Below are 26,534 nucleotides of genomic sequence, written 5' to 3' on the forward strand. Positions count from 1 at the left end.
GTGGCCGGTCACGACAACATTCCAACACTCGCCGAGCAGGTTTCGCGCGTTCCCACGCAGCCCGGATGTTACCTTTGGAAAGATGCCAAGGGCGATGTCATCTATGTGGGTAAGGCGAAAAACCTGCGCGCCCGCATGCGCCAATACGTAACGCTGCAAGATGAGCGTCAGAAGATTCCACTTATGATGCAGCTGGTGGCGAGTTTCGACTATATCGTGGTGGAGACCGAGCACGAGGCGCTTGTACTCGAGCGCAACCTGATCGGCCAGTACCATCCGTACTTTAATGTGGACCTTAAGGACGACAAGAGCTATCCCTTTATCGCTATCACCAAGAGCGATCTGTTCCCAGCTATCAAATATACGCGTGAGCGCCATAAGCCGGGAACGCGTTATTTTGGTCCCTATACCGACAGCCGCGCGGCGCGTGAGACCATTGATACGTTGCGCAAGGTGATCCCGATCTGCTCGGCGGCTTGTGCGGAGTGGCGTCGATGCCGACGTATTGTCGAGTCCCACAAGGGCGAAGAAGATATCGTCAATATGATTTGCGCGCAAAACGGACGGCCTTGCTTTGACTATCATGTCGGCCGAGGGCCGGGAGCGTGTGTCGGTGCGATTTCTCCCGCCGACTATGCCAAGAACGTTAAGCGCGTCGAGCGCTTTTTGTCTGGCCATCGCAAGGATGTCGTCGACGAGCTCACGACCGAGATGGCAGAGGCTGCCGAGGCGCTCGATTTTGAGCGTGCGGCGCGCGTCAAGCGTCGTCTAGATGTCATCAGGGGCCTGGATGATCGCCAACAGGTCGTATTTCCGTCCAGTGTCGATATCGATGTCATTGGCTTTTATCGCGAGGAGACCATCTCGGCTGCCTGCGTCTTTGTCGTGCGCGAGGGCCGAACGGTTCGAACCTGTGAGTTTATTCTCGATAAGGGCCTCGATGTCGATGAGGAGGAACTCCAGTCGGGTTTTCTTAAGCGCTATTACGACGAGACAGCTGATATTCCAGCTGAGATTAACCTTTCTGTTGAGCTTGAGGACGCGGAGGCGCTGGGGGAGTGGCTTGCGGCCAAGCGCGAGCGCTCCTGCCATCTCCATAGACCTCAGCGCGGCGAAAAGCATCGATTACTCGATATGGCATCCAAAAATGCCCGTCATGCCCTTATGCGCTACATGATGCGCACGGGTTATGCCGACGATCGCACCAATCAGGCACTTTTGGAGCTTGAGAGTGCTCTGGCACTGCCCGAGCCTCCGATGCGTATCGAGTGCTTCGATATTTCCACGCTGCATGGCACCTTCACAGTTGCGTCGATGGTGGTGTTTACCAACGGCCGTGCCGACAAGAGTCAGTACCGACGCTTTAAAATCCAGGCCGAACTGGACGAGGCGAACGACTTCGTGTCGATGTCCGAGGTCCTTGGTCGGCGCTACGCTCCCGAGCGCATGGCCGATGAGCGCTTTGGCTCGCGCCCCGATTTGCTTGTTGTCGACGGCGGCAAGCCGCAATTGACGGCAGCCATTAAACAACTTGAGGCCCTTGGGCTCGATATACCAGTTTGCGGCTTGGCGAAGGCCGATGAGGAGGTTTTCGTGCCTTGGGACGAGACGCCTGTCGTGCTGCCGACAGGGTCCGCTTCGCTCTACCTAATCAAACAGGTGCGAGACGAATCGCACCGTTTTGCCATTACATTCCATCGCGAGCTGCGCGATAAGGCAATGACGGTCTCGGTGCTCGACGATGTTCCAGGCGTGGGACCCACCAGAAAACGTGCCATTATGCGCCATTTTGGCTCGATGAAACGGTTGCGCGCGGCGAGCGAGAAAGAGATTGCAGAAGTTCGAGGCGTTCCTGCCGATGTCGCAAGATCGGTCCATGAGGCTCTTGCTGCCTGGAATGAAGAGCGAGACAAAGCCTCCACAAGTGGATCCGAAAACTAAACTCGCCCTAAACAACTGATATATATGATTGCGCGAATTACAACCTTATATTTCGCTATGATTGCCTGCTGATTTCTCGTTTTATTAACGCTAAAACGTTTGACTACGCCGAAGGAAAAGCGCTGCTATCCTGCGGATTGACGATGACTGATATCTCACCTCATCGATGCATACTGTCTGCCATTTTGTTTGTCAACGATTTCGGTGAACGGTAGTAAATACCGTTCAAGCGGATGTATGTATCGGTCGCCGAGCGCGGCACCCAAGTTGGGTTTGTCGGTAGGTAAGGTATATATCGTCCGCAAGTTGCGCGGGGGCAAGTCTAGGTGCTCCCGGGTAAGATTCTCTATTGATAGGAGAAGACATGGCCATCATCAACAAGGGTATGTCCAGGCGTTCGTTCCTCGGCCTCACCGGCAGCGTCGCTGCTGTCGCAGGGCTTGGTCTCACCGGCTGCGGTGGCAGCTCTAGCGACGAGGGTTCCGCTTCCGGTTCCACCGATTCCGCCAACCGTGGCGGCGGCGTGATCACCGCTGGTTCCGCTTACGCTCCGTCCAGCTTCGATCCCGCCAGCACCGGCTCCGCTGTGGGCCTGGGTGCTAACTGGCACGTCGTCGAGGGCCTCTACGGTATCGATTACCACGACTACAGCACCTTCAACGAGCTCGCCACCGACGATCCCAAGTCCGTGGACGACACCACGTTCGAGGTCACCATCCGCAAGGGCGCGAAGTTCTCCGATGGCACCGAGGTCACCGCTGACGATGTCGTCGCCTCCTACACCGCTTGCGCCGCTTCCGCTACCTATGCTCCGTTCTTCCAGCCCTTCGAGTCCATCGAGGCCAAGGACGCCAGCACCGTGACGGTCAAGACCAAGGTCCCCAACTTCTCCCTGCTCAAGGATCGTCTGGCCATCGTCCGTGTTACCCCGGCCACGCAGGCCGAGGAGGATCGCGCCAAGCAGCCGATCGGCTCCGGCCCCTGGATGTACGACTCTATCTCCGATACCGAAATCACCCTGGTTCCCAACCCCGAGTACAACGGTGAGTATGCTGCCGAGGATAAGAAGATCCAGTACAGCATCCTGACCGACCCCACCGCTCGCGTTACCGCTCAGCAGGAGGGCTCCACGCTCGTTATGGAGCTCGTTACCGCTGACGCCGTCGACCAGCTCGAGAACGCCGGCTGCAAGATCGATAACGTTCAGGGTTTCGGCACCCGCTTCATCATGTTCAACGTCGCCAAGGAGCCTTGGAACAACGTCAAGGTCCGTCAGGCTGTCATGTATGCGCTCGACACCGAGAAGATGGTCAGCAACACCTTCGCCGGCCTTGCCACCGCTGCCAGCTGCTACCTGCCCAAGAGCTTCACCAACTATCATGAGGCTTCCACGGTGTACAAGACCGACGCCAAGAAGGCTAAGAAGCTCATCGAGGAATCTGGCATCACCCCGGGTGCCATCACCCTGCGCACCACCGACAACGAGCAGATTAAGGGCATGGCCGCCCAGGTCAAGAACGACCTCGACGCTCTCGGCTTCGATGTGACCATCCAGACCGATACCTCGCCGGCCACTTACGCTGCCATCGACGGCGGCGAGGCCTACGATATCCTCCTTGCCCCTGGCGATCCTTCCTGCTTCGGCGCCGACCCCGACCTGCTGCTCAACTGGTGGTACGGCGACAACGTCTGGATGCAGACCCGTTGCCCGTGGAAGGAGTCCGCTGAGTGGCAGAAGCTCCACGGTCTCATGGACGAGGCTCTTGCCGCCGAGGGTGACGAGCAGCAGAAGAAGTGGAACGAGTGCTTCGACATCATTGCCGACAACGCCGTTCTGTACCCCGTTGTCCACGTCAAGACCGTCTCCGCTTCCTGGGACGATCCGTCCACTGCGCCCAACGGCGAGGCCCTCGATGGCTTCAAGGGCATCGGCACGACGAGCATGTCCTTCAGGGGCGTTGCGACCGTCAAGGCGTAAGACTCGCTTGAGTCTGTATGCAGGATGTCGGTCGTTGGGACCGTATCCTCATAGTTGAAACAAAGACCCGGGCGGCAACGATGTCGCTCGGGTCTTGTAATGAGTATCCATACTCATATACCAGTTGGTCCTACCGACAAAAGAAAGGGGAGAGAACGTGAACAACTTGCTACGTTTGATTGGAAGGCGTCTTGTGGCGCTGCCGATCATGGCATTGGGCGTCACCGTCCTGGTGTTCTTCCTTATGTCGTTCTCCAAGACCGACCCCGCCTACACGGCGTTGGGTGACGGTGCCTCGCCCGAGGCGGTTGCCGAGTACCATGAGAAGTATGGTCTGGACGACCCCTGGCCCGTGCGCTACGTGCGCTATATGGGCGATTTGATTCATGGCGACATGGGCACCTATGGTGCTGCTCGCAACTCCGTTGCCAAGCGCATCTCCACGGCCCTGCCCGTCACGATGCAGCTGACCTTCATCGGTCTTGCCATCGGTGCGGTCGTTTCGTTTTTGCTCGGCGTCATCGCGGCACTGTATCGCGACAAATGGCCGGACCAAGTGATCCGCGTCTTTTCCATCGCCGGCTTGGCAACCCCGTCGTTCTGGCTTGCCGTTCTGTTGATCCTGCTGTTCTCTTCCTACCTTAAGGTGCTCCCGGCATCGGGTGCTCTGCCTCACTTCACCACGAATCCGGTTGGCTATCTGGGACGTATGATCATGCCCGCTATCGCCTTGGCATTTCCGCTGACGGGCCAGATGACTCGTATCGTGCGTACCGCCATGGTCGAGGAGCTCGACAAGGATTATGTCCGTATGGCTCGCGGCGCCGGCGTTCCCGAGAAGGTCGTCGTCGGCATCAACGTTCTTCGCAATGCGCTGATCACCCCGGTCACCACCCTCGGTCTTAAGATCGGTTACCTCATGGGCGGCGCCGTCGTCATCGAGGTTATCTTTAACCTCCCCGGCATGGGCACCGCGATTCTGCAGGGCGTTCAGGGCAACGAGGCGAACCTGGTTCAGGGCGTCGTTATCGTCGTTGCTCTTGCCTTCATCATCATCAACATCGTGGTTGACATGCTCTATCTGCTCATCAACCCGCGCATCAGGACGGTGTAGATTATGGTAAAGATTCGAGAGAAGCAAACCGAGCAGCTCGAGAAGGCTGCCTCCAAGGGGCTCAAGCTTGGTGGCTGGAAGAAGATGACGCTGTCTTCTAAGATTGCCGCCGTCGTGCTGGTGCTGGTCGCCCTGACTGCGATTCTGGCGCCCCTTCTTGCCCCCTATAGCCCGGTCGAGATCTTTACGGCTCGCCAGGCTCCCGGCAACGGATTTATCTTCGGTACCGACGATAAGGGTCGCGACATTCTGTCGCGTATGCTCTACGGTGGCCGTTACTCGCTGATTATCGGCTTTGGCGCCACTGCCATGGCTCTGGTCTGCGGCTCGGTCGTGGGCGCCCTTGCAGCGGTTTCGCGCAAGGCCGTCTCCGAGACGATCATGCGTATCTTGGACATCATCATGTCCATCCCGGGCATCGCCCTCGCGGCCGTCTTCGTCTCCATCCTGGGCAACTCCGTGCCGTCGATCATCTTCGCCATCGGCTTTATGTACACTCCGCAGATTGCCCGTATCGTGCGCGCCAACATCGTATCCGAGTACGGCGAGGACTATGTCCGTGCGGTCATCGTTTCCGGCGCCAAGGCTCCGTGGATTTTGATCAAGCATGTTCTGCGTAACTGCATCGCCCCGATCATGGTCTTCACCGTTACCCTGGTCGCCGACGCCATCATCTTTGAGGCCTCGCTGACCTTCATCGGTGCCGGCATCCAGGAGCCCACCGCTACCTGGGGCAACATCCTCGCCGACGCCCGCGGCGGCGTGCTCGCTGGCCGTTGGTGGCAGGCGCTGTTCCCGGGCCTGGCCATCATGATCACCTGCCTGGCGCTCAACATCCTCTCCGAGGGCATTACCGACGCCATGGCCGCTGCTCCTTCCGCCGCCCTGGATCCGACCGATTCCTCCAAGCGTCGCGAGGCCGACCTGCTGGTCTCCGACCCCGTTCGCGCCTACAAGGAGCAGGCCCAGTCCCTCTCCGCTCGCCTTGGCGCTCTGCGCGATGTCGAGCTCAAGCGTGACGATCGCCATGTGCCCGACGAGTCCGTTGAGCCGATTCTTTCGGTCCGTGACTTCTGCATTCAGTTTGAGCATCACGGTGATATCAACGTCGTCGACCATGTCAACTTTGACGTCCGTCCTGGTCAGACCATGGGCCTGGTAGGCGAGTCCGGCTGCGGTAAGTCCATCACCACGCTGGCCATCATGGGCCTGACCGACGATGACGAGCATCTTTCCGGCGAGGTTCTCTGGGAGGGCCGCGACCTGCTCAAGATGAGCAAGAAGGAGTGGTTCGGCCTGCGCGGTACCGATATCGCCATGGTCTACCAGGACGCCCTGTCTTCGCTTAACCCCTCCATGCTCATTTCCGCCCAGATGAAGCAGCTCACCAAGCGTGGCGGCACCCGTAGCGCCGAGGAGCTCCTGGAGCTCGTGGGCCTCGACCCCAAGCGTACGCTCGAGAGCTATCCGCATGAGCTTTCCGGTGGTCAGCGTCAGCGCGTTCTGATCGCTATGGCCCTTACCCGCGACCCCAAGCTGGTCATCTGCGACGAGCCCACGACCGCTCTGGACGTTACCGTCCAGAAGCAGGTCATCAAGCTGCTCAACGATCTTCAGGCCAAGCTCGGCTTTGCCATGATCTTCGTTTCGCATGACCTGGCTCTGGTCGCCGAGGTTGCCCATAACATCACGGTTATGTACGCCGGTCAGGTTATCGAGCAGGCACCCACCAAGGAGCTGCTCACTAACCCGATCCACGAGTACACCCGCGGTCTTCTGGGTTCCGTTCTGTCCATCGAGAGCGGTTCGGGCCGCCTGCACCAGGTGCCCGGCGCCGTTCCGAGCCCGCGCGATTTCCCCAAGGGCGATCGCTTCGCGCCCCGCTCGAGCCATCCGCGTATTGGCCTGGACACCCGTCCGGTCTTCAAGCGCGTGCCCGGCACCGAGCACTTCTATTCCGAGCTCCCCGACGAGGTGCTCAAGGCAAATGGTTTGACCCCTCACGCGGAGGTGATGTAGATGAGCGAGACCGCAGTCAACGGCGTCGAGCCGATCATCTTCCTTGATGACGTCCACGTCACCTTTAGGACCCGTACCGGCTCGATTCTGCACCCCAACCTGGTTCACGCCGTCCAGGGTGTAACGATTAAGCTCATGCCCGGACAGACCATCGGCATCGTCGGTGAGTCCGGTTGCGGTAAGTCCACCACCGCCAACGTCATGTGCGGCCTGCAGGCCCCCACGAGTGGCAAGGTCTACTTTAAGGGCAAGGACGTTACCAAACGTACCGCCGAGGACCGTCGCCACATGGGTCGCGTTATCTCGGTCGTGTTCCAAAACCCGGCCACGGCGCTCAATCCCCGCATGGTCGTTCGCGAGCAGCTGCTCGATCCCATGCGTGTCCACAACTTGGGCACCGAAGCCGAGCAGGAGAAGCGCGTCAAGGAACTCCTGGAGTTGACGGGCCTGCCCAGCTCCGCCGCCGAGGTTCTTCCCGGCCAGCTTTCGGGCGGTCAGCGCCAGCGCGTAGCTATCGCGCGTGCCCTGTCGCTGAACCCCGATGCTATCATCGCCGACGAGCCCACCTCGGCTCTGGACGTTTCGGTCCGCGCGCAGATTCTGAACCTGCTGACCGACCTTAAGAAGGAGCTCGGCCTGGCCATGGTGTTTATCAGCCATGACATCCAGACGGTCCGCTATATCTCTGACGACATCATCGTTATGAATGGCGGCAAGATCGTCGAGCAGGGCGAGGCCAAGCAGGTCTTCCAGCACCCTCAGGACCCCTACACCAAGATGCTGCTCGGCGCTGCGCCGTCGCTGCTGCATCCCAAGCTCGGCGAGTAGCCTCGCTTTCCCTCCCGTGCGCCCGGCTCACTTGCCGGGCGCACCTCCGTTGCGATTTCGAAAGGTTGGGTTCACGAGCCATGCCAAGTGCTCAGGAGCTACAACAGCAATTTGGTGAATATCGAGGCGCCATGCCCCGTCCATCAGATTTCGATCTCTTTTGGAAGGATCGCATGGCCGAGGCCGACGCCGTCGGGCTTGACTATGCGATCGAGGCGGCATCGGTCACCGATGCTGCGACCTGCCAGCTTTTCGATCTCTGGTATACCGGCATGTGTGGCGCTCGTCTGCACGCCAAGTACCTTAAACCTGTCTCGGACGAGCCCGTGCCATTGGTGCTTCAGTTCCATGGGTATCCGGGCGCAAGCCGCAGCTGGTTTGAGCAGGCGTCGTTTGCGGGTATGGGCATGGCGCTGATTGCTCTCGATTGCCCTGGCCAAGGAGGACCCTCCGAGGACATTGGCGGATTTGAGGGCACAACGGTCGCGGGCCATATCGTCGCCGGTATCGACGGCGATCCGGCCAATCTCTACTATGTCCGCTTGCACCAAGATATTCGCATCCTGTGCCGCATCGTTCGCGAGCTCGAGGGCATCGATCTTGCCCGTGTGTTTGTGAACGGCGCGTCGCAGGGCGGCGGTTTGGGTATTGCGACCTGTGCGCTTAACAGCGAGCTTATCAATCGCGCCGCCATCCTCTATCCCTTCCTGTCAGATTTCCGCCTGGTCTGGGATTTGGATGCCGACGACATTGCCTACGAGGGCCTGCGCTATTGGTCTCGCTGGTTTGACGAGGACTCGACTCGTATTGACGAAGCCTATGCCAAGCTGGCGTACTTCGATTCCAAGAACTTTGCCCCTATGGTCAAATGCCCCGTGCTGTTTGGCACGGGCGCGGCCGATATCGTCTGTCCACCGGCGACGCAGTTTGCGGTCTACAACAACCTGACCTGTGAAAAGCGTCATGAGTTCTTTGAAGGCTTTGGCCACGAGGAGATTCAGGATTTTGACGATCTGATCATTCCGTTTTTCTGCAAGGGAGGGGAGGCTCATGTCTAAGTGCGAGAGCAATGTCAATGAGCTGATTGTCCCCGAGCTTGCGGGAATTGCTGGGACGGTTTCGTCAAGGCTATCTGATTTCCGGGGTTGGCGCGGCGATACTTCTGCGGATGTTTCCGAGTTAGAGACAGCCGCTTTGAACCCGCACGTTTGCGGGCTGACTGTTACGGCGATTGATTTTGCCAATCCGTTCGCGCGCTACTCCGAGGTTTCCTTTGAACTCGGTGGGGATGTCGTCCACGGTCGTTTGATCGAGCCTTATGGTCGTGCCCGGGCATCCGAGCTTGTGCCACTATGCCTGATGTTCCATGACATCGACCGACCCGTGCGGGGATGGCATCACATGACGAGGTTTGCCGCCATGGGATATGCCGTGCTTGCGCTGGACGATGAAATGATTGGATCTAGCGATCTGCAGCAGGGGATTACCTCGCCTGCTTTTGTCGAGCGCGTCCGTTGGGGCTGCGCGTTGGCGAAGGTCGCGCGCAATCTTGATGGCATGGATCCCGACCGCATTTTTGCATGGGGTGAGGGTCTTGGCGGCGGTGTCGCGCTGGCGGTGTCTGCTCTGGACGAGCAGGCTCTTGTCTGCACGGCGGTCGCCAATCCAATTCCCGGCGGTCTCGAGGCGCTGTCGTCTCGGGTGCGCGGATCGGTGCTCATGGGCACATCGCTTATGGATACCGTGAGCGATCCCAAGGGTCAGTTTGCTGTATTCAACGGCCTTGAGTGTGACCGAAGGCATATCATCTATGCCAAATACGCTCATGAGCGCATCAATGCGTTCGAAAACGAAGTCGTCGACTTCTTTAACCAAACGTTCTACCCGTGTTCTTTGGCCTAGGCGGCCTGGACACTGCCAACAAGAGTGGATGGCATAGGGCCGTCCGCCAGACAACTAAGGAGATTCTTGTGGCAACTCAGAAATTCACTGGCGTTATTCCTCCCGTCGTTGTTCCCGATACCGAAGACCACCAGCTCGACGTTGCCTCCTTTGAGCGCAGCATCAACCGCATGATCGACGCTGGCGTCGATGGCCTGTTCTTCTTGGGCTCTTCGGGTGAGGTCGTCTTCTCCACCGACGAGCGCCGTCGCCAGATTATCGCCGAGGCCGTGCGCATCGTCGATCACCGCGTGCCTGTTCTGGTCGGCATCATCGATACCGAGACCGAGCGCATGATCGAGCACGGCAAGGTTGCCCAGGAGCTGGGCGCCGATGCCCTCGTCGCCACCTGCCCGTTCTATGCCCTGCAGGGCATGACCGAGGTCGAGGAGCACTTCCGCATCCTGCACGAGGAGCTCGACCTGCCCATCTTTGCCTATGACATCCCCGTGTGCGTCCACACCAAGCTCCCCTGGAAGCTCCTTGCCAAGCTCGGCGCCGAGGGCGTCCTGGCTGGCGTCAAGGATTCCTCGGGCGATGACATCTCGTTCCGCTATCTCGTTCAGGAGAACGAGAAGAACGGCCATCCGATGAGCATCCTCACCGGTCACGAGGTCGTTGTCGACGGCGCTTACCTCGGTGGCGCCGACGGTTCCGTCCCGGGTCTCGCTAACGTTGAGCCCGAGGGCTACGTGCGTCAGTGGAAGGCCGCTCAGGCTGGTGACTGGGCTACCGTCAAGGCCGAGCAGGATCGCCTCAATGAGATTTCGCACATCTGGGATGTCACCTCGGGCGTTCAGGGCTATGCCGGTGGCGTCGGCGCCTTCAAGACCGCTATGAATCTCATGGGTATCTTCGACAGCCCGACCATGCCGCGCCCGGTGAAGGCCATGACCGGCGAGAACGTCGAGGCGATTCGCAAGGTCCTCCAGGACAACGGTCTCCTTTAAAGCTTTCCCAGGCACCCGACCTCGCCGTTCAACCGTGTGACCATGACCCATTAGGTCGATGGCCACACGGTTTCTCGGCGATCTCGGGCACCTGGAAAACCTTTACCGCGCTGTGACGGCTAGCCTGACGGCGCATTTCCTGTAGTTGTTTTTATCTCCTAAGGAGAGCGACATGGAGAACAAGTACGTTTGCTCCGTCGATATCGGCGGCACCAAAATTGCGACTGCCATTATGGAGTATCCGGCTGACGGTAGTGTGCCCCATCCCGTATTTGAGGCTGAGGTTCCCACCGAGGCCCAAGAGGGCGGCGAGTCCGTCTTCCAGCGTATCGAGGCGTCCATCAAGGCCGCTCTCGAGGCGAATCCCGATGTCGAGGTCCTCGGTGTCGGTATTGGTGCCGCAGGCGTCGTCGATCCCAAGACGGGCGCCATCGCGTATGCCAATGAGATCATGCCCGGCTGGTCCGGCGTTCAGTTGGGGCCGCGTCTGCGCGAGGACCTTGGTCTTCCCGTTGCCGTTGTGGGCGACGTGCAGGCTCATGCTCTGGGCGAGGCCCACTGGGGCGTCGGCAAGGGCAAGTTCTCCGTCTTGTGCCTGGGCATCGGAACGGGTATCGGCGGCGCATATGTCGAGAACGGCCGCGTGATGCAGGGCTTCCATGGTGCTGCCGGCCATATGGGCCACATCGAGTGCTCGGCTGCCGCTGGCATTCCCTGCGCCTGCGGGCGTTCCGGCCATCTTGAGTCGGTTGCTTCCGGAACTTCGATCGGGCGCATGTACGATGAGCGCTTTGGCCGCGTCGACCCCAGCCGTCCTTCGGTCGGTCGCGACGTGAACGACCTGTGCCGCGCAGGCGACGCAAAGGCGACCGAGGTCATCCATGACGCTGGCTTTGCGCTGGGTGCCAGCTTGGGCTCGCTTGCTAACATCCTGGACCCTGAGGTCATCGTGCTTTCGGGCGGCGTGATTCACCAAGGTCCCGATTGGCGTTCACAGACGTGGAAGGATTCGGTGCACGAGGGCTATGCCAGCCAGGCGCTCGACCCGCTTCAGGACACGCCGATTCTCATCGGCTCTCTGGAGGGCGATGCGCCGCTTATCGGTGCCGCTGAGCATCTTCTTGCTTCGTTAAAGTAAACGTATTTGCTGTAGGAGCCTCCCGAGACAACACGCCTCGGGAGGCTGTTCTGAGAAAGGTTGCAGCTTTATGACCGTCGATCCTTTGATTCAATCCCTGAAGGGTAAGCTCGTCGTGAGCGTTCAGGCGTATATGGGCGAGCCGCTTCGTACGCCCGAGACTATGGCTCAAATGTCTCGTGCTTGCGAACTCGGCGGCGCCGCCGCCATTCGCTGCCAAGGTCTTGCCGACATTGCCGCCATTAAGGGTCGCTGTGAGGTTCCTGTTATCGGTCTGTGGAAGGATGGACACGAGGGCGTTTACATCACGCCGACGCTGCGTCACGCTCGCGCCTGCGTTGCTGCCGGTGCCGACATCGTGGCGATTGACGCCACCGATCGTCCGCGCCCCGATGGCAAGTCGCTCGAGGACACTTTCCGTCCGCTGCACGAGGAGGGCGTACTTCTGATGGCGGACTGCGCCACTATCGAGGATATTCGTCGCGCGGTCGATATGGGCTTCGATCTGGTGTCCACCACGCTCTCTCACGGTGTCGCAGCCATCGACTGCACTATGGCCGATGGCCCCGACCTGCCGCTCCTGCGTCAGGCGACCGAGGAATTCCCCGGCCTTCCCATCATTTGCGAGGGTCGCGTACATACGCCCGAAGAGGCTCGCGCTGCAATCGACGCCGGCGCGTGGGCCGTTGTCGTCGGCACCGCTATTACGCACCCCACGAGTATTACAAGTTGGTTCAAGGCTGCGCTTGAGGCGTAAGACGGGCCTCGTATCCGCTTGGGGCGGTATACTCAATAAAGGCAATTGATCGCGCGGGATCCGCTGGCCGGGTCTCGCGCTTATTTTAGGAGGCACACATGCAAAAGGGAGATGCCATGGATGCGGCGGAGCGCTCGGAGCGTATCCCCGATATCGTTATCATCACCGGAATGTCCGGCTCGGGCCGAACGCAAGCCATGCATGTGTTTGAGGACATGGGCTATTTTTGTATCGATAACCTGCCCCCGCGCCTGATTGCCCAGCTTGCAGAGCTCGTTGGCATCAATACGGGCGTGGGCAGGCACCTTGCCGTCACCTGCGATCTTCGTAGCCAGGGCTTGTTCGATGAACTGCTCGATGCTGTTGCCGCACTGGAAGAGCGTGAGATGAGCTGTGACATCGTGTTTCTCGAGGCGTCTGACGAGGTGCTGATTCGCCGGTATAGCGAAAACCGTCGCCGCCATCCCATTGCAAAGCCGGGGGAGACCACAGCCGACGCTATTCAGCGTGAACGTCTGCAGCTGCAGGGCGTTCGCGATCGAGCCGATATGATTATCGACACGAGTCGCTTGCGCACTTCTGCTTTGCGCAACAAGCTGCGCATGGCTTTTTCCGAGCTGTCCGACCAGCAACTTATGGATGTCCACGTGTTCTCGTTTGGTTTTAAGCATGGCATGCCCGTCGAGGCGGACATCATGATTGATGTTCGCTTCTTACCCAATCCTTTTTACGATCCCGAGATGCGTACCATGACCGGCCTCGATAAGAAGGTCTCCGATTTTGTCTTGGACCACCCCAAGACCCAGGAGTTCTGGAAGGCCTGGACCCAGCTGCTCGATACGGTCATGCCAGGTTATATCGCAGAGGGTAAGCCGCAGCTTTCCATTGCCATCGGCTGCACGGGCGGGCAGCACCGTAGCGTCGCCATTGCCGAGGCCACGGCTCGCTACCTGGAGGGTGCTCAGTATCATGTGAGCATCTCCCACCGCGACCTGTCGCGTGCCAACACGAAGGCATAGGTCTGCATGTCGTTTACCGCTGAGGTGCGCGACGAGCTTGCGCGCTGCGAACCCGAATGTGAATACTGCGACTTGTCGACGCTTGCTGCGCTAACGCGTGTGAGCGGCACGCTTTCGTTGGCGGGCTCGGGACGGTACCGCTTGACGGTCGCGACCGAGACGGGTGCTGTGGCGCGCACGATGATTGCGCTGACGCATCGCATCCTTAAGCTCAAGACCGAATTCACGGTTCGTAAGTCGGTCCTGCACAAGGTGCGAAACTATCTCATCACCTTGCCCGATCAGCCCGATTTGGATAAGGCTCTGGTGCTGTTGGGCATTCTCGACCGTAGGGGAGGGCTCGTCGCAGGTGTGCCGCGCCACATCGTCGCCCGTCCTTGCTGCAGACTCGCCTATATTCGCGGTGCGCTGATTGCCGGAGGATTTGTTGCCGACCCGCGTGGCGATTTTCATTTGGAGATCGCGGTTCAGGGCGAGGAGTATGCAAAGGGACTTTGCGATCTTCTGGAGCAGATTGGAGTTCACGCCCGCGTCAATGCGCGTCGCGGCTCGTATGCCGTGTACATCAAGAGTGCCGAGGAGATTAAACGTCTGCTACAGCTGATTGGCGCCAAGCGCAGCGTTGCCGAGATTGAAGAGGCCCGTGCGGTTAAGCTGGTGAAGAACGACGTGAATCGTCGCGTGAACGCAGAGCTTGCCAACCAGACCAGGAGTGCCGGTGCCGCCCAACATCAGCTTGCGCTCATTGATGAGCTTGATCGGCGCGGTTTGCGCGAAACGCTGCCGGACGCCCTGGCAGTCTTTTGTGACTTACGCGAGCGCTACCCCGATCTCTCGCTGCGAGATTTGGGGGAAATGGCTGACCCTCCTTTGTCGAAGTCGGCCTTGTATCACCGTGTTTTGCGCCTTGAAAAGCTCATTGAAGGAAGCAGGTAGGTTAACGAAATAGCTTTTATGGCGGTTGAACTGCTGTTTTATGCTTTAAAGCGTTTTAACGCAAATTTGATTTTCAATTTCGAGCATTCTCGTGAAATTCAAGTCAAAAAAAAGGTATATTAGGCGAGTGGTTAGTTTGTGGGCCTCAACGGCGGGCGCTGTAGCTTGCGGGGGCCTTACGAAAGGAGACACAATGGCAGTAAAGGTTGCTATTAACGGCTTCGGTCGCATCGGTCGTCTGGCCTTCCGTCAGATGTTCGGTCATGAGGGCTCCGAGATCGTCGCTATCAACGACCTCACCTCTCCCGATATGCTCGCTTACCTGCTGAAGTACGACTCCACGCAGGGCAACTATGCTCGCGATCACGAGGTCGTTGCTGGCGAGGATTCCATCACCGTTGACGGCAAGGAGATCAAGATCTACAAGGAGGCCGACGCCAACAACCTGCCTTGGGGCGACCTCGACGTCGACGTCGTTCTCGAGTGCACCGGCTTCTACACCAGCAAGGCTAAGGCTCAGGCCCACATCAACGCTGGCGCCAAGAAGGTCGTCATCTCCGCTCCGGCCGGCAGCGATCTGCCCACCATCGTGTACAACGTCAACCATGAGACGCTGACCGCTGAGGACAACATCATCTCCGCTGCTTCCTGCACCACCAACTGCCTCGCCCCGATGGCCAAGGGTCTGAACGACTTCGCTCCCATCGTGTCCGGCATCATGACCACCATTCACGCCTGGACTGGCGACCAGATGCCGCTCGACGGCCCGCAGCGCAAGGGCAACAAGCGTCGTAGCCGCGCTTGCGCCGTTAACATCGTCCCCAACACCACCGGTGCTGCCAAGGCTATCGGCCTGGTTCTCCCCGAGCTCAACGGCAAGCTCATCGGTGCCGCCCAGCGCGTCCCGACGCCGACCGGTTCCATCACCAACCTCTACGCTGTCGTTGACAAGAAGGTCACCGTCGACGAGGTCAACGCCGCTATGAAGGCTTACGCTGCCACCATCTCCGAGACCTTCGGTTACAACGAGGACGACATCGTCTCCACCGACATCATCGGCGAGACCCATGGCTCCATCTTCGACGCCACTCAGACCATGTGCTCTGACCTCGGCAACGGCCAGACCCTCGTTCAGGTCACCTCTTGGTACGACAACGAGAACTCCTACACCTCTCAGATGGTCCGCACCATCAAGTACTTCGAGAAGTTCGTTGCTTAATTTAGCTTTTAGCGAATAGCTCGTTGAGCGTCTAAAAAAGGGCGCGGCCTTATAGGGCTTACACCCTAAGGTCGCGCCCTTTTTATAAGAAATCGTCTGCCGTAATGGGAGGCAGACACGTACGAAAGGTAGAAGCAAACATGGCCTTTACCAAGAAGACCGTCCGCGACATCGATGTCGACGGCAAGCGCGTTCTCGTCCGCGTTGACTTCAACGTGCCTATCAAGGATGGCGTCGTTGGCGACACCACCCGCATCAAGGCAGCCCTGCCCACTATCAACTATCTCGTTGAGCACAACGCCCGCGTCATCCTCATGAGCCACCTCGGTCGTCCCGAGGGCACTGGCTTCCAGCCCGAGCTCTCCCTCGAGCCTGTCGCCAAGAAGCTCGCTGAGCTCTCTGGCCTTGACGTTGCTTTTGTTGCCGACACGTATGGCGAGAAGGCTGCTGAGGCTGTCGCCGCTGTCGAGCCGGGTAAGGTCCTCGTTCTCGAGAACGTCCGTTTCGACAAGCGTGAGAAGAAGAACGATCCCGAGATCGCCAAGATCCTCGCTTCCTATGGCGACGTTTTCGTCCTCGACGCCTTCGGCACCGCTCACCGCGCCCAGGGTTCCGTTGTGGGCCCCGCCGATTACCTGCCTGCCGTCGCCGGCTTCCTGCTCGAGAAGGAGGTCGACACGCTGACTGGCATCTTCGCCGAGCCCGAGCGTCCCTTCGTCGCTATCGTCGGCGGTTCCAAGGTTTCCTCCAAGATCGGCGTTCTCGATCACCTCATCGACTCCGCTGACACCCTGATCATCGGTGGCGGTATGGCCTACACCTTCTTCCTGGCTCAGGGCCTGACCGTCGGTCAGTCCCTCAAGGAAGAGGACTGGGTCGAGCGCGCCGGTGAGATGCTCAAGAAGGCCGAGGAGAAGGGCGTCAAGATCCTGCTCCCCATCGACAACCGCGTTGCCGGTCACTTTGGCGAGGACGCTGTCCCCGAGGTTGTCGCTTCCGACGCTATCCCCGACGATCGTGAGGGTATGGACATCGGCCCCAAGACCGAGGAGCTTTACGCCGAGGCCGTCAAGGGTGCCAAGACCGTGTTCTGGAACGGCCCCATGGGCGTCTTCGAGTTCGACAACTTCGCTCATGGCACCCAGGCTATCGCCGAGGCTGTTGCTGAGGCTGATTGCACCTCGATCATCGGTGGTGGCGATTCCGTCGCAGCTGTCAACAAGTTCAACCTGGCCGACAAGATGAGCTGGATCTCCACCGGCGGTGGCGCTTCCATGGAGCTCGTCGAGGGTAAGGCCCTGCCCGGAGTGGAGGCGCTTCTCGATGCCTAATCGCACCCTTCTTATCGCTGGTAACTGGAAGATGAACAACGACGTCGCCGAGGCCGCCAAGCTCGCCGACGAGCTGGCCCAGGCTCTGCCCGAGGTTCCGGCTGGCGTCGAGGTGCTCGTCTGCCCTCCGACCATTGACATCACCACGGTTCATGACCGCATTCAGGCTGCCCCCATCGCCCTCGGTGCACAGAACGTGTACTGGGAGGCCAAGGGTGCCTTCACCGGTGAGTCCTCTTGCGACATGCTCAAGTCCGCTGGCTGCACCTACTGCATCATCGGTCACTCCGAGCGTCGCGACTACTTCCACGAGACCGACGAGGATCAGAACAAGAAGGCCAAGGCTCTCGTTGCCGCCGGTCTTGTTCCCGTCTTCTGCTGCGGCGAGTCCCTCGAGGTCCGCGAGGCCGGCACCTATGTCGAGCACGTCGTGAACCAGGTCAAGGCTGGCCTTGCTGGTCTTGAGATCACCTGCCCCAAGCAGGTCGTCGTCGCCTACGAGCCCATCTGGGCCATCGGCACCGGCAAGACCGCTACCGCCGAGGACGCTCAGGAGGTCTGCGGCGCTATCCGTGAGACCCTCAAGGAGATGTTCGGCGAGGAGCTCGCCAACGGCATCCGCGTTCTCTACGGCGGTTCCGCCAAGCCCGGCAACATCGCCGAGCTCGTCGCCAAGCCCGACGTTGACGGCGCCCTCGTGGGCGGCGCTTCGCTCAAGGCTGCCGATTTTGCCTCTATGGTCGTCAAGGCAGGCGAGTAGGACATATGGCACAGCGTCATCTTCCTGCACTCCTGATCATCATGGACGGCTGCGGCCTGGCCCCGGCCGATGGTGAGAACGCCGTCGCCGCTGCCAAGACGCCCTTCCTTGATAGCCTGTACGAGAAGTATCCTCACACCACGCTCGGTGCTTCGGGCGAGGACGTGGGTCTTCCCGATGGCCAGATGGGTAACTCTGAGGTGGGTCACCTCAACATCGGTGCCGGCCGCATCGTGTTCCAGGAGCTTTCGCGCATCAACAACGCCATCAAGGACGGCTCCATCGCCAAGAACGAGGTCTTCGTCAAGGCTATGGACGATGTAAAGGCCGAGGGCAAGACTCTCCACCTCATGGGTCTTATGAGCCCTGGCGGTGTTCATTCTCACATGAACCACGTCGAGGCTCTGGTTAAGATGGCTGCCGAGCACGGTGTCAAGACCGTTCGCGTCCACGCCTTTATGGACGGCCGCGACGTCGACCCGCAGTCCGGTGCCGGTTACATGAGTGAGTTCTGCGCCTTCCTGGCCAAGATCTCCGAGGAGACCGGTTGCGACGCTCGCGTTGCCACCGTCTCGGGCCGTTATTGGGCCATGGACCGCGACAACCGTTGGGAGCGCATCCAGCGCGCCTACGACGTCATGGTCAACGCATCCGATGCCGATACCGACCCTGTTGCCGGTATCAAGGCCTACTACGAGAAGGATCAGCGCGGCGACGAGTTCGTCGAGCCCTTCGCTGCCCACAACGAGGGCATCCACGAGGGCGACGCGGCCATCTTCTTCAACTTCCGTCCCGACCGCGCCCGTCAGATGACCCGCGTGTTCACGGACAAGGAGTTCGATGGCTTTGAGCGCGAGCAGATCAAGCTTTCGCACTTTGTGACGATGACCGAGTACGACCCGACGTTTGACGTCGAGGTCGCCTTCCCCAAGACGTTCCCCGAGAACGTCCTGGCCGACGTTATCGCCGCCAATGGCCTGAAGCAGCTGCACACCGCCGAGACCGAGAAGTACGCCCACGTGACGTTCTTCCTCAACGGCGGCATCGAGGAGCCCAAGGAGGGCGAGGAGCGCGTGCTCGTCGCTTCCCCCAAGGTCGCTACCTACGATCTGCAGCCTGAGATGAGCGCTCCCGAGGTTACCGAGAAGCTTGTCGCCGCCATCAACGAGGATCGCGCTGATTTCTACATCGTGAACTTCGCGAACTGCGACATGGTTGGTCACACCGGTGTCTTCGACGCCGCCGTTAAGGCCGTCGAGGCTGTTGACGATGCCCTGTCCAAGGTTGTCCCGGCGATTCTCGCCAAGGGCGGCTTTGCGCTGATTACCGCCGACCACGGCAACGCCGATCACATGTTTGACGTTGCTTCCGACGGTTCCAAGCATCCGTTTACGGCTCACACCACCAACCGCGTCCCGTTCATCATCGTTGATGAGAAGGCCAAGCTCACCGGTATCGAGGACGGCCGTCTTTCCGATATCGCTCCGACCATGCTCACCATGGCTGGTATTGAGCCTTCCGCCGAGATGACGGGTCGCGTGCTCGCCACCGAGGCCTAAGAGAAAACGCCAAGCGTTTCTTTGAAGGGGGTTGTCCATATTCGGGCAATCCCCTTTTTTTGGTATTTCTGCCATATCTGCCCCGTCCCCAAATGGCAGGTGGGGGAGTGTCGGGGGTTGTGGTACAGTACTGGAGTTTGAATTGTTCTATTAAGGAGCTTATCTATGGGTCCGTTCCAGATTCTTCTGTTTGTCGTTTGGGCTGTCTCTGCCGTGGCGCTGACGATTCTCGTCCTGATGCATTCCGGTAAGGGCACCGGCGTTTCGGATATGATTGCTAGTTCGCTGTATAACTCCAGCTCTGCCACGGGCGTCATGGAGCAGAACCTCGATCGCCTGACGGTAATTATGGCCGTCGTTTTTGCCGTGTGCGTCGTCCTGTGCATGTTCTTCTTCCCGCAGGGCATCGTCGGCTACTAAGCACGAGCCGCATAAATATTTGAAAAGGGTTCCGTAAGTGCGGGACCCTTTTTGTTTACAGACTTGTAACAGAGTCAAAATATCCCCACATACTTCGCCCAACTAAAGAAATTCTCGACCGTTGACCGGAATTAGCCCCAAATCGTGCATAAAATGCGCTACTGTATTGCGAAACGTTGATCCGTTGTGCATAACCAGCCATAGCGGCGGGCGGCGTTTTGATGGTTCGGATCGGATTGTCTCGACATGTGTCCGACTGAACATTTCTTTGTCCTATCTCATAAGGAGGATGGCATGGCTGATTCTATGTTCCACCAGCCCGTTATGGGTCGTCGCGCCTTTGTTGGCGGCACCCTCGCTGCGAGCTCCATGGCTTTTCTTGCCGCATGCGGCAAGAAGGGCGGCGACGCTTCCGGTTCTGAGTCCGGTTCGACGCTGAACTTCTACATCAACAACCCGGTCTGCATCGACCCCTACAATGTCCAGGAGGACCAGGGCACTCAGGTCGAGTACCAGCTCTTTGATGCTCTGACCTCTTATGACGCCGAGAAGGGCGAGATCGTTCCGCTGGCTTGCGAGTCCTTTGAGGCCAACGACGACGCCACCGAGTTCACCTTCAAGATCAAGAAGGCCAAGTTCCACAACGGTGACGACGTTACCTCCAAGTCCTTCAAGCTCGGTTGGGAGCGTCTGGTCAACACCAAGTCGGCTATCGCTACCGAGTACGGCCCCTCCGAGGTCTCTTATCACCTTTCCATGGTCGAGGGCTATGACGACCTGCTTGCCGGTAACGCTACCGAGCTCAGCGGTGTTACTTGCCCCGACGATGAGACTCTCGTCGTCAAGCTGTCTTCTGCTTACGCCGACTTCCCCTTCGTCGCCTCTCACCCGGCTCTGGCCCCGGTTCCCGAGTGCGCCGAGTCCGATGTCAAGAGCTTCTATCTTGCACCGGTCGGTAACGGCCCGTTCATGATGGACGGCAAGTGGGAGGATGGTCAGGAGATCAACCTCAAGAAGTTCGACGATTACTATGGCGACAAGGCCAAGATCGATGGCATCCACTTCCAGGTCATCAAGGACATGGAGACTGCTTACAAGGAGTTCCAGGCCGGTAACCTCGATGTCTGCGACGTTCCCGTTGCTCAGATCGATGCCGCCAAGAAGGATCGCGGCGTGTCTAAGGACGGCTACACCATGGGTGACGGCGAGCGCATGCTGCTCGGCGCCGAGCCTTCCACGTACTATCTGACCTGCAACACCACGGCCGAGCCGTTCAACAACGCCGACCTGCGTAGGGGCATCTCCCTGGCCATCAACCGTGAGGCCATCTGCAAGACCATCTTCAAGGGTACCCGTACCCCTGCCGACGGCATTGTTCCTCCGGGCATCGATGGCTACAAGGAGGGCGCATGGGAGTTCTGCGCCTACGATGTCGACAAGGCTAACGAGTACCTCGACAAGGTCGCTCCCGCTGGCGCTAACGGGGATCGTGGCATTAGTGTGACCCTTTCCTACAACCAGGACGGCGGTCACAAGGAGATCATGGAGTCCATCATCGGCGACCTCGCCAAGGTTGGCGTTACCGCTGTCTCCGATACCCCTGAGTGGTCTGCCCTGCTCGAGCAGTATCAGAACTTTAACTATCAGTTCGGTCGTCTGGGTTGGATTGCCGACTACCCGATCATGGACAACTTCCTGTATCCGCTGTTCCACTCCGACTCCCTCGGTGGCGACAACCGCTCCGGTTACAACAATCCCGAGTTCGACGCCAAGGTCGACGAGGCTCGTACTATTGTTGACGACGAGGAGCGCGTCGCTAAGATGCAGGAGGCCGACGCAATGGTCGCTGCCGACTGCCCGGTCATCCCGGTGATGTTCTACACGCACACCATCGTCGGCTCCGATCGCATCAAGCACCTCTATGTCGATCCGCAGAAGCATGCCGATCTGGGTACCGCTGAGCTCGCCTAAGAGTTTGCAGCTTCCGTGAGGGTCAAGTATTTACGTAGACCTCATGGGAAACATACAGTTCTCCCTAACCTGGGGTAAACTGGCTGATGGTAATTTTGGGATGCCGGTCTGGCGATCGGCATCCCATTTAGGTTAATCCCTAGATAGGGGAGTGGTATGGGTAAGTACATCGTTAAACGTGTGCTTCAGTTCATCCCGGTGTTTTTGGGCGTTACGCTGATTCTGTTCGCCCTCCAGAATATCGTGCCGGGAGATCCGATCAAGCTGATCGGTGGAGACAAGGCTCTGTCCCCCGAGGTGGAGCTTCAGCTTCGCGTTCGCTATCACCTGGTCCAGTCGGACGAGGACGGCAACGCGATCCTTGACGAGAACGGCGACCCCGTTCAAACGTCGCTCGTAGACCGTTACTTGTATTACATGAACGGCCTGCTTCATGGCGATCTGGGCAATTCGTATCAGCGCAAGCTGCCGGTTACGGAAATCTTTGCCCAGAAGTATCCGTATACGGTCAAACTCGCCGCGTGCGCCATCGTGCTCGAGGCAATCATGGGTATCGGTGCGGGTATCATTTCGGCGGTTAAGCGTTATTCCTTCTGGGATATTTTGGTAACGCTCACCACGTCGATTCTCGTTGCCGTCCCGGCTTTCTGGCTCGGTATGTTGCTGCAGCTGTTCTTTGGCGTCATTCTCAAGGACGCCACGGGCGGTGCATTCTCCATGCCGATCTCGGGTGCCGGCGGTTCCAGCTCTCAGTATCAGGATTGGATGCACTATGTGCTTCCGACCATTACGCTGGCTTCGGTTTCGACCGCTTATGCCGCCCGCATTATGCGCTCGCAGCTGCTTGACGTCATGAACCAGGATTACATTCGTACGGCAAAGGCCAAGGGTCTCTCCAATCGTGCGATCATCATCAAGCATGCGCTTAAGAATGCACTCATCCCCGTCGTTACCTATATTGGTGTCGACTTTGGCGGCATGCTTTCGGGCGCCATCCTGACCGAGACGGTCTTTAACTGGCCCGGCATTGGCTATGAGGTCTATCGCGCCATTAGCATGCGTGACTGGCCCATCGTTATGGGCGGCGTTACGCTCATCGTCGTCGTCGTCATGGTGATCAACCTGCTCGTCGACATTAGCTATGCATTCCTCGACCCGCGCATCCGCCTTGGCGGTCCGTCGGATAAGGCCTAAGGGAGGTACGTCTCATGCAGGAAACTGATTCTCAGTCTCAGGAGCAGGCTACCGCCACCAAGGCCGCATCTGCTCCCGCCAAGTCCCGCACGCTGTGGGGTGACGCTTTTAAGCGTCTTCGTAAGAACAAGCTCGCCGTTATCGGTGTCTGCTGGATCATCATCGTCGTTGTGGTTGCCCTGACCGCAGATCTGTGGGCTAAGCCCTGGCTCGGTTCGCCGACGGCTTCCGATTCGACCACCATGGCCGAGACATCGCTACTGGCTCCGTGTGCCGAGCACCCGTTTGGCACCGATGCCCTTGGTCGCGACATCCTCGTCCGTGTTATCTACGGTGCACGCGTTTCGCTGTCCGTCGGCATCATGGCCACCGCCATCTCCACGTTGATCGGTCTGGTCATGGGCGCCCTGGCCGGTTTCTACGGCGGCATCTGGGATACGATCATCATGCGCTGTGCGGATATCTTCCTGGCGTTCCCGTACGTGCTGTTCGTCGTCGCCATGATCGCCGTTATCGGCCGTGGTCTTCAGAACGTCTTCATCGCCATCGGTATTCTCGGCTGGCCTTCGATTGCGCGCGTCTTCCGATCTGCAATCCTGACGGTCAAGGAAAACGACTATGTTGACGCTGCGCGCGCGATGGGTGCATCTGATGCTCGTATCGTCGTGCGTCACATCTTCCCGAACTCCGTCGCCTCCATCGTGGTCTACGCGACCATGAACATTGGTGGCGCCATTCTGACCGAGTCCGCTCTGTCCTTCCTCGGCATGGGCGTTATTCCGCCTACGCCTTCGTGGGGCTCCATGATTCAGGACGGTCAGCAGTATCTTCTGACCGCTCCCTGGATGATGATCATGCCCGGTCTGGCAATTCTCTCGACGGTGCTCGCCTTCACCCTTCTGGGTGACGGCCTGCGCGACGCTCTCGACGTCAAGATGAAGGACGCATAAGGATGAAGAAGAACAAGAACTATGTGGACCTGAAGGACCAGCCGGTTCCCGAGGGCCAGCATCTGCTCGAGGTCGATGACCTTAAGATGTATTTCCACACCGAGGATGGCGTCGTTCGCGCTGTCGACGGTGTCTCCTACACGCTCGATCGTGGCGAGACCCTGGGTGTCGTCGGTGAGTCCGGCTCTGGCAAGTCCGTGACTGCCATGACCATCATGGGTCTTATCTCGATGCCTCCGGGAAAGATTGAGGGCGGTGACGTTCGCTATCGCGGCCGCTCTATCCTCGAGATGACCGAGGAAGAGATGCAACACATTCGCGGCAACGATATCGCGATGATCTTCCAGGATCCAATGACCTCCTTGAACCCGGTCTATAAGATCGGCAAGCAGGTGGGCGAGGGCCTTCGTCTGCACCGCGGCTACTCCAAGCAGGAGGCGCTCAAGCGCGCCACCGAGCTTTTGGATCTCGTTGGCATTCCTGAGCCCGAGAAGCGAGTCAATGAGTATCCGCACCAGTTCTCTGGCGGTATGCGTCAGCGCGTCATGATTGCCATGGCCCTTGCCTGCGATCCCGATATTCTGATTGCCGACGAGCCCACGACTGCCCTGGACGTTACCATCCAGGCTCAGATTATTGAGCTTATGCAGGAAATGCAGGAGAAGAACGGCAACGCCATCATCATGATTACCCATGACCTGGGTGTTGTCGCCGATATGGCCGACAAGATCATGGTTATGTACGCCGGCCGTCCCGTCGAGTTCGGTACTGCTGAGGAAATCTTCTACGAGAGCCGTCACCCCTACACCTGGGGCCTTATCCGCTCCATCCCGGAGCAGGCCATCGATGAGAAGAAGCCGCTTACGCCGATTCACGGTAACCCGCCTTCGCTCATGAACCTGCCCGAGGGCTGCGTGTTCTCGCCTCGTTGCCCCTATGCGACCGATAAGTGCCGCAAGCAGCGCCCCGAGCGCGTTGTCACCGAGTCCGGCCACTATTCTGCGTGCCATTATTCCGGTGACCCCGAGTTCCTCAAGAACGCTCCTGATACGTCCCGTACGCGCAAGGATTCCAAGAAGGGAGGCGAGGCGTAAATGGCAGACAATAACGAGCGTACTCCGCTGTTGAAGGTCGAGCACCTTTCCAAGGAGTTCCCCGCAGAGTCCGGCATGTTCGCCAAGCGTTTTTCCAAGCGCGTCGTCTCTGCTGTAAATGACATCTCTTTTGAGATTTATCCTGGCGAGACCTTTGGTCTGGTTGGCGAGTCTGGTTGCGGCAAGTCCACGACGGGCCGCACCATCATGCGTCTGACCAAGCCGACTGCCGGTAAGGTGTTCTTCCAGGGCAAAGACGTTGCCGAGATGAGCAAGCATGAGATCAAGGACATGCGTCGCGAGATGCAGTTCATCTTTCAGGATCCCTATGCTTCGCTGAATCCTCGTATGACCATCGGCGAGATCGTTTCCGAGCCCATGACCATTCACGGCGTGGGTACCAAGGAGGAGCGCATCGAGCGTGTTCGCGAGCTTCTCGACGTCGTCGGACTCAACCCCGAGCACATCAACCGCTATCCGCATGAGTTCTCGGGCGGCCAGCGTCAGCGTGTCGGCATTGCCCGCGCTTTTGCGCTGAAGCCCAAGCTGATTATCTGCGACGAGCCGGTTTCCGCTCTGGATGTGTCCATTCAGGCCCAGGTTTTGAACTTGCTCAAGGAACTGCAGGACAAGTTCGGTACCGCGTATCTGTTTATCGCCCACGACCTGTCCGTCGTGCAGCACATCTCCGATCGCGTTGCCGTTATGTATCTGGGCAAGATGGTCGAGGTTTCGGACTGGAAGACGCTCTATAGCGAGCCTCATCATCCGTACACGCAGTCGCTGTTGTCTGCTGTGCCGGTTCCCGACCCGGATATCCAGAAGACCCGTAAGCGCATCATCCTTGCCGGCGATCCGCCGTCACCGCTGGATCCGCCGACCGGTTGCCGTTTCCACACCCGTTGCCCGATCGCGCAGGGTATCTGCTCTGAGAAGCTTCCCGAGTTTAAGGAGGTCGCACCGGGTCACTGCTGCGCCTGCCACTTCGCGGAGCCGTTCCCGATCAAGGAATCGCACATCGACCTCTAGTCGGTTGTACTCGTCCGGCCCCGCCCTGAAGTTACTTTTCAGAACGTCCTCGGACATGCAAGAAACCCCCGCTACGCACTTCGTGCGGCGGGGGTTTCTTGCGTCCTGCGGAATGTTCTGAAAAGTAACTTCAGGGCGGGCCCTGCGGTAACTCGGCAGGGAGAGTGCGATTCCCTGATCGCTCACTTAATCTAATAAGAAATTGAGTGAGGCCGGAGCGTTGGCTCCGGCCTCCCCGTATAAGGGCTCGGCAAAGCCGAGCCATCAAATTTGCATCAGCCCCTAGAACATGTTTGAGAACTGTGCCCCGAGTACATACCCCTAGGGCCGGAATGAGGTTGCTTTCCAACGCATTCCGCAGGGGGCGGCATTATTTTGTAGCGCGA

General features: G+C 58.9%; 22 protein-coding genes. All 22 read left to right on the forward strand.

Annotated elements, in window-relative coordinates; genetic code table 11:
- The 22 genes from uvrC (at position 1) to V2391_RS00155 (ending at position 26,148) form a co-directional block, all read left to right on the forward strand.
- On the forward strand, positions 1-1,941 hold the full coding sequence (gene uvrC, locus V2391_RS00050; protein ID WP_329737785.1) for an excinuclease ABC subunit UvrC: 1,941 nt from the start codon (positions 1-3) through the stop codon (positions 1,939-1,941).
- A gap of 364 nt (positions 1,942-2,305) precedes the next feature.
- The gene (locus V2391_RS00055) at positions 2,306-3,919 is read left to right on the forward strand and encodes an ABC transporter substrate-binding protein (RefSeq protein WP_329737786.1); all 1,614 of its coding nucleotides are present in this window, start codon (positions 2,306-2,308) and stop codon (positions 3,917-3,919) included.
- A gap of 157 nt (positions 3,920-4,076) precedes the next feature.
- Positions 4,077-5,033, forward strand: coding sequence for an ABC transporter permease (locus V2391_RS00060; RefSeq protein ID WP_035138896.1), 957 nt, complete (start codon positions 4,077-4,079; stop codon positions 5,031-5,033).
- 3 nt (positions 5,034-5,036) lie between these two features.
- Positions 5,037-7,052 (forward strand): dipeptide/oligopeptide/nickel ABC transporter permease/ATP-binding protein, encoded by a 2,016-nt coding sequence (locus V2391_RS00065; protein ID WP_035138893.1) that lies wholly within the window; start codon positions 5,037-5,039, stop codon positions 7,050-7,052.
- The gene (locus tag V2391_RS00070; protein ID WP_006236159.1) at positions 7,053-7,880 is read left to right on the forward strand and encodes an ABC transporter ATP-binding protein; all 828 of its coding nucleotides are present in this window, start codon (positions 7,053-7,055) and stop codon (positions 7,878-7,880) included.
- Between the two features lie 80 nt (positions 7,881-7,960).
- On the forward strand, positions 7,961-8,938 hold the full coding sequence (locus V2391_RS00075) for an acetylxylan esterase (RefSeq protein WP_329737787.1): 978 nt from the start codon (positions 7,961-7,963) through the stop codon (positions 8,936-8,938).
- On the forward strand, positions 8,931-9,782 hold the full coding sequence (locus tag V2391_RS00080; protein ID WP_329737788.1) for an acetylxylan esterase: 852 nt from the start codon (positions 8,931-8,933) through the stop codon (positions 9,780-9,782). The genes V2391_RS00075 and V2391_RS00080 overlap by 8 nt, the downstream gene beginning before the upstream one ends.
- Positions 9,783-9,850: 68 nt before the next feature.
- The gene (locus V2391_RS00085) at positions 9,851-10,771 is read left to right on the forward strand and encodes a dihydrodipicolinate synthase family protein (RefSeq protein WP_089573615.1); all 921 of its coding nucleotides are present in this window, start codon (positions 9,851-9,853) and stop codon (positions 10,769-10,771) included.
- Between the two features lie 172 nt (positions 10,772-10,943).
- Positions 10,944-11,909 carry an ROK family protein gene (locus V2391_RS00090; RefSeq protein ID WP_329737789.1) on the forward strand — a complete coding sequence of 322 codons (966 nt, stop codon included), beginning with the start codon at positions 10,944-10,946 and terminating at the stop codon, positions 11,907-11,909.
- 70 nt (positions 11,910-11,979) lie between these two features.
- On the forward strand, positions 11,980-12,666 hold the full coding sequence (locus tag V2391_RS00095; protein WP_329737790.1) for an N-acetylmannosamine-6-phosphate 2-epimerase: 687 nt from the start codon (positions 11,980-11,982) through the stop codon (positions 12,664-12,666).
- A 98-nt stretch (positions 12,667-12,764) separates the two neighbouring features.
- Positions 12,765-13,685, forward strand: a complete 921-nt coding sequence (gene rapZ / locus V2391_RS00100; RefSeq protein WP_022094878.1) for an RNase adapter RapZ — start codon at positions 12,765-12,767, stop codon at positions 13,683-13,685.
- 6 nt (positions 13,686-13,691) lie between these two features.
- Positions 13,692-14,621 (forward strand): DNA-binding protein WhiA, encoded by a 930-nt coding sequence (gene whiA, locus V2391_RS00105; RefSeq protein ID WP_329737791.1) that lies wholly within the window; start codon positions 13,692-13,694, stop codon positions 14,619-14,621.
- 193 nt (positions 14,622-14,814) lie between these two features.
- Complete coding sequence (gene gap, locus V2391_RS00110; protein ID WP_022094880.1) at positions 14,815-15,840, forward strand: type I glyceraldehyde-3-phosphate dehydrogenase; 1,026 nt, start codon at positions 14,815-14,817, stop codon at positions 15,838-15,840.
- Positions 15,841-15,980: 140 nt separating this feature from the next.
- Positions 15,981-17,171: a phosphoglycerate kinase gene (locus V2391_RS00115; protein ID WP_329737792.1), complete on the forward strand. Its 1,191-nt coding sequence runs from the start codon at positions 15,981-15,983 to the stop codon at positions 17,169-17,171.
- Positions 17,164-17,931: a triose-phosphate isomerase gene (tpiA, locus tag V2391_RS00120; RefSeq protein WP_022094882.1), complete on the forward strand. Its 768-nt coding sequence runs from the start codon at positions 17,164-17,166 to the stop codon at positions 17,929-17,931. The genes V2391_RS00115 and tpiA overlap by 8 nt, the downstream gene beginning before the upstream one ends.
- A 5-nt stretch (positions 17,932-17,936) precedes the next feature.
- Positions 17,937-19,490 carry a 2,3-bisphosphoglycerate-independent phosphoglycerate mutase gene (gene gpmI, locus V2391_RS00125; protein WP_329737793.1) on the forward strand — a complete coding sequence of 518 codons (1,554 nt, stop codon included), beginning with the start codon at positions 17,937-17,939 and terminating at the stop codon, positions 19,488-19,490.
- Positions 19,491-19,655: 165 nt separating this feature from the next.
- Positions 19,656-19,910 (forward strand): preprotein translocase subunit SecG, encoded by a 255-nt coding sequence (gene secG, locus V2391_RS00130; RefSeq protein ID WP_006236144.1) that lies wholly within the window; start codon positions 19,656-19,658, stop codon positions 19,908-19,910.
- A gap of 294 nt (positions 19,911-20,204) precedes the next feature.
- A complete protein-coding gene (locus V2391_RS00135; protein WP_329737794.1) occupies positions 20,205-21,881 on the forward strand; it encodes a peptide ABC transporter substrate-binding protein in 1,677 nt (558 codons plus the stop codon).
- A gap of 156 nt (positions 21,882-22,037) precedes the next feature.
- Positions 22,038-23,075 carry an ABC transporter permease gene (locus V2391_RS00140; RefSeq protein WP_117877270.1) on the forward strand — a complete coding sequence of 346 codons (1,038 nt, stop codon included), beginning with the start codon at positions 22,038-22,040 and terminating at the stop codon, positions 23,073-23,075.
- 14 nt (positions 23,076-23,089) lie between these two features.
- Positions 23,090-24,025 carry an ABC transporter permease gene (locus V2391_RS00145; protein WP_035138881.1) on the forward strand — a complete coding sequence of 312 codons (936 nt, stop codon included), beginning with the start codon at positions 23,090-23,092 and terminating at the stop codon, positions 24,023-24,025.
- Between the two features lie 2 nt (positions 24,026-24,027).
- Positions 24,028-25,119: an ABC transporter ATP-binding protein gene (locus V2391_RS00150; protein ID WP_329737795.1), complete on the forward strand. Its 1,092-nt coding sequence runs from the start codon at positions 24,028-24,030 to the stop codon at positions 25,117-25,119.
- Complete coding sequence (locus V2391_RS00155) at positions 25,120-26,148, forward strand: ABC transporter ATP-binding protein (protein ID WP_006236139.1); 1,029 nt, start codon at positions 25,120-25,122, stop codon at positions 26,146-26,148.
- Positions 26,149-26,534 lie beyond the last annotated feature (386 nt).

This window comes from Collinsella sp. CM84Y_54, assembly GCF_036317945.1.
In the GTDB taxonomy this organism is placed as follows: Bacteria; Actinomycetota; Coriobacteriia; order Coriobacteriales; family Coriobacteriaceae; genus Collinsella.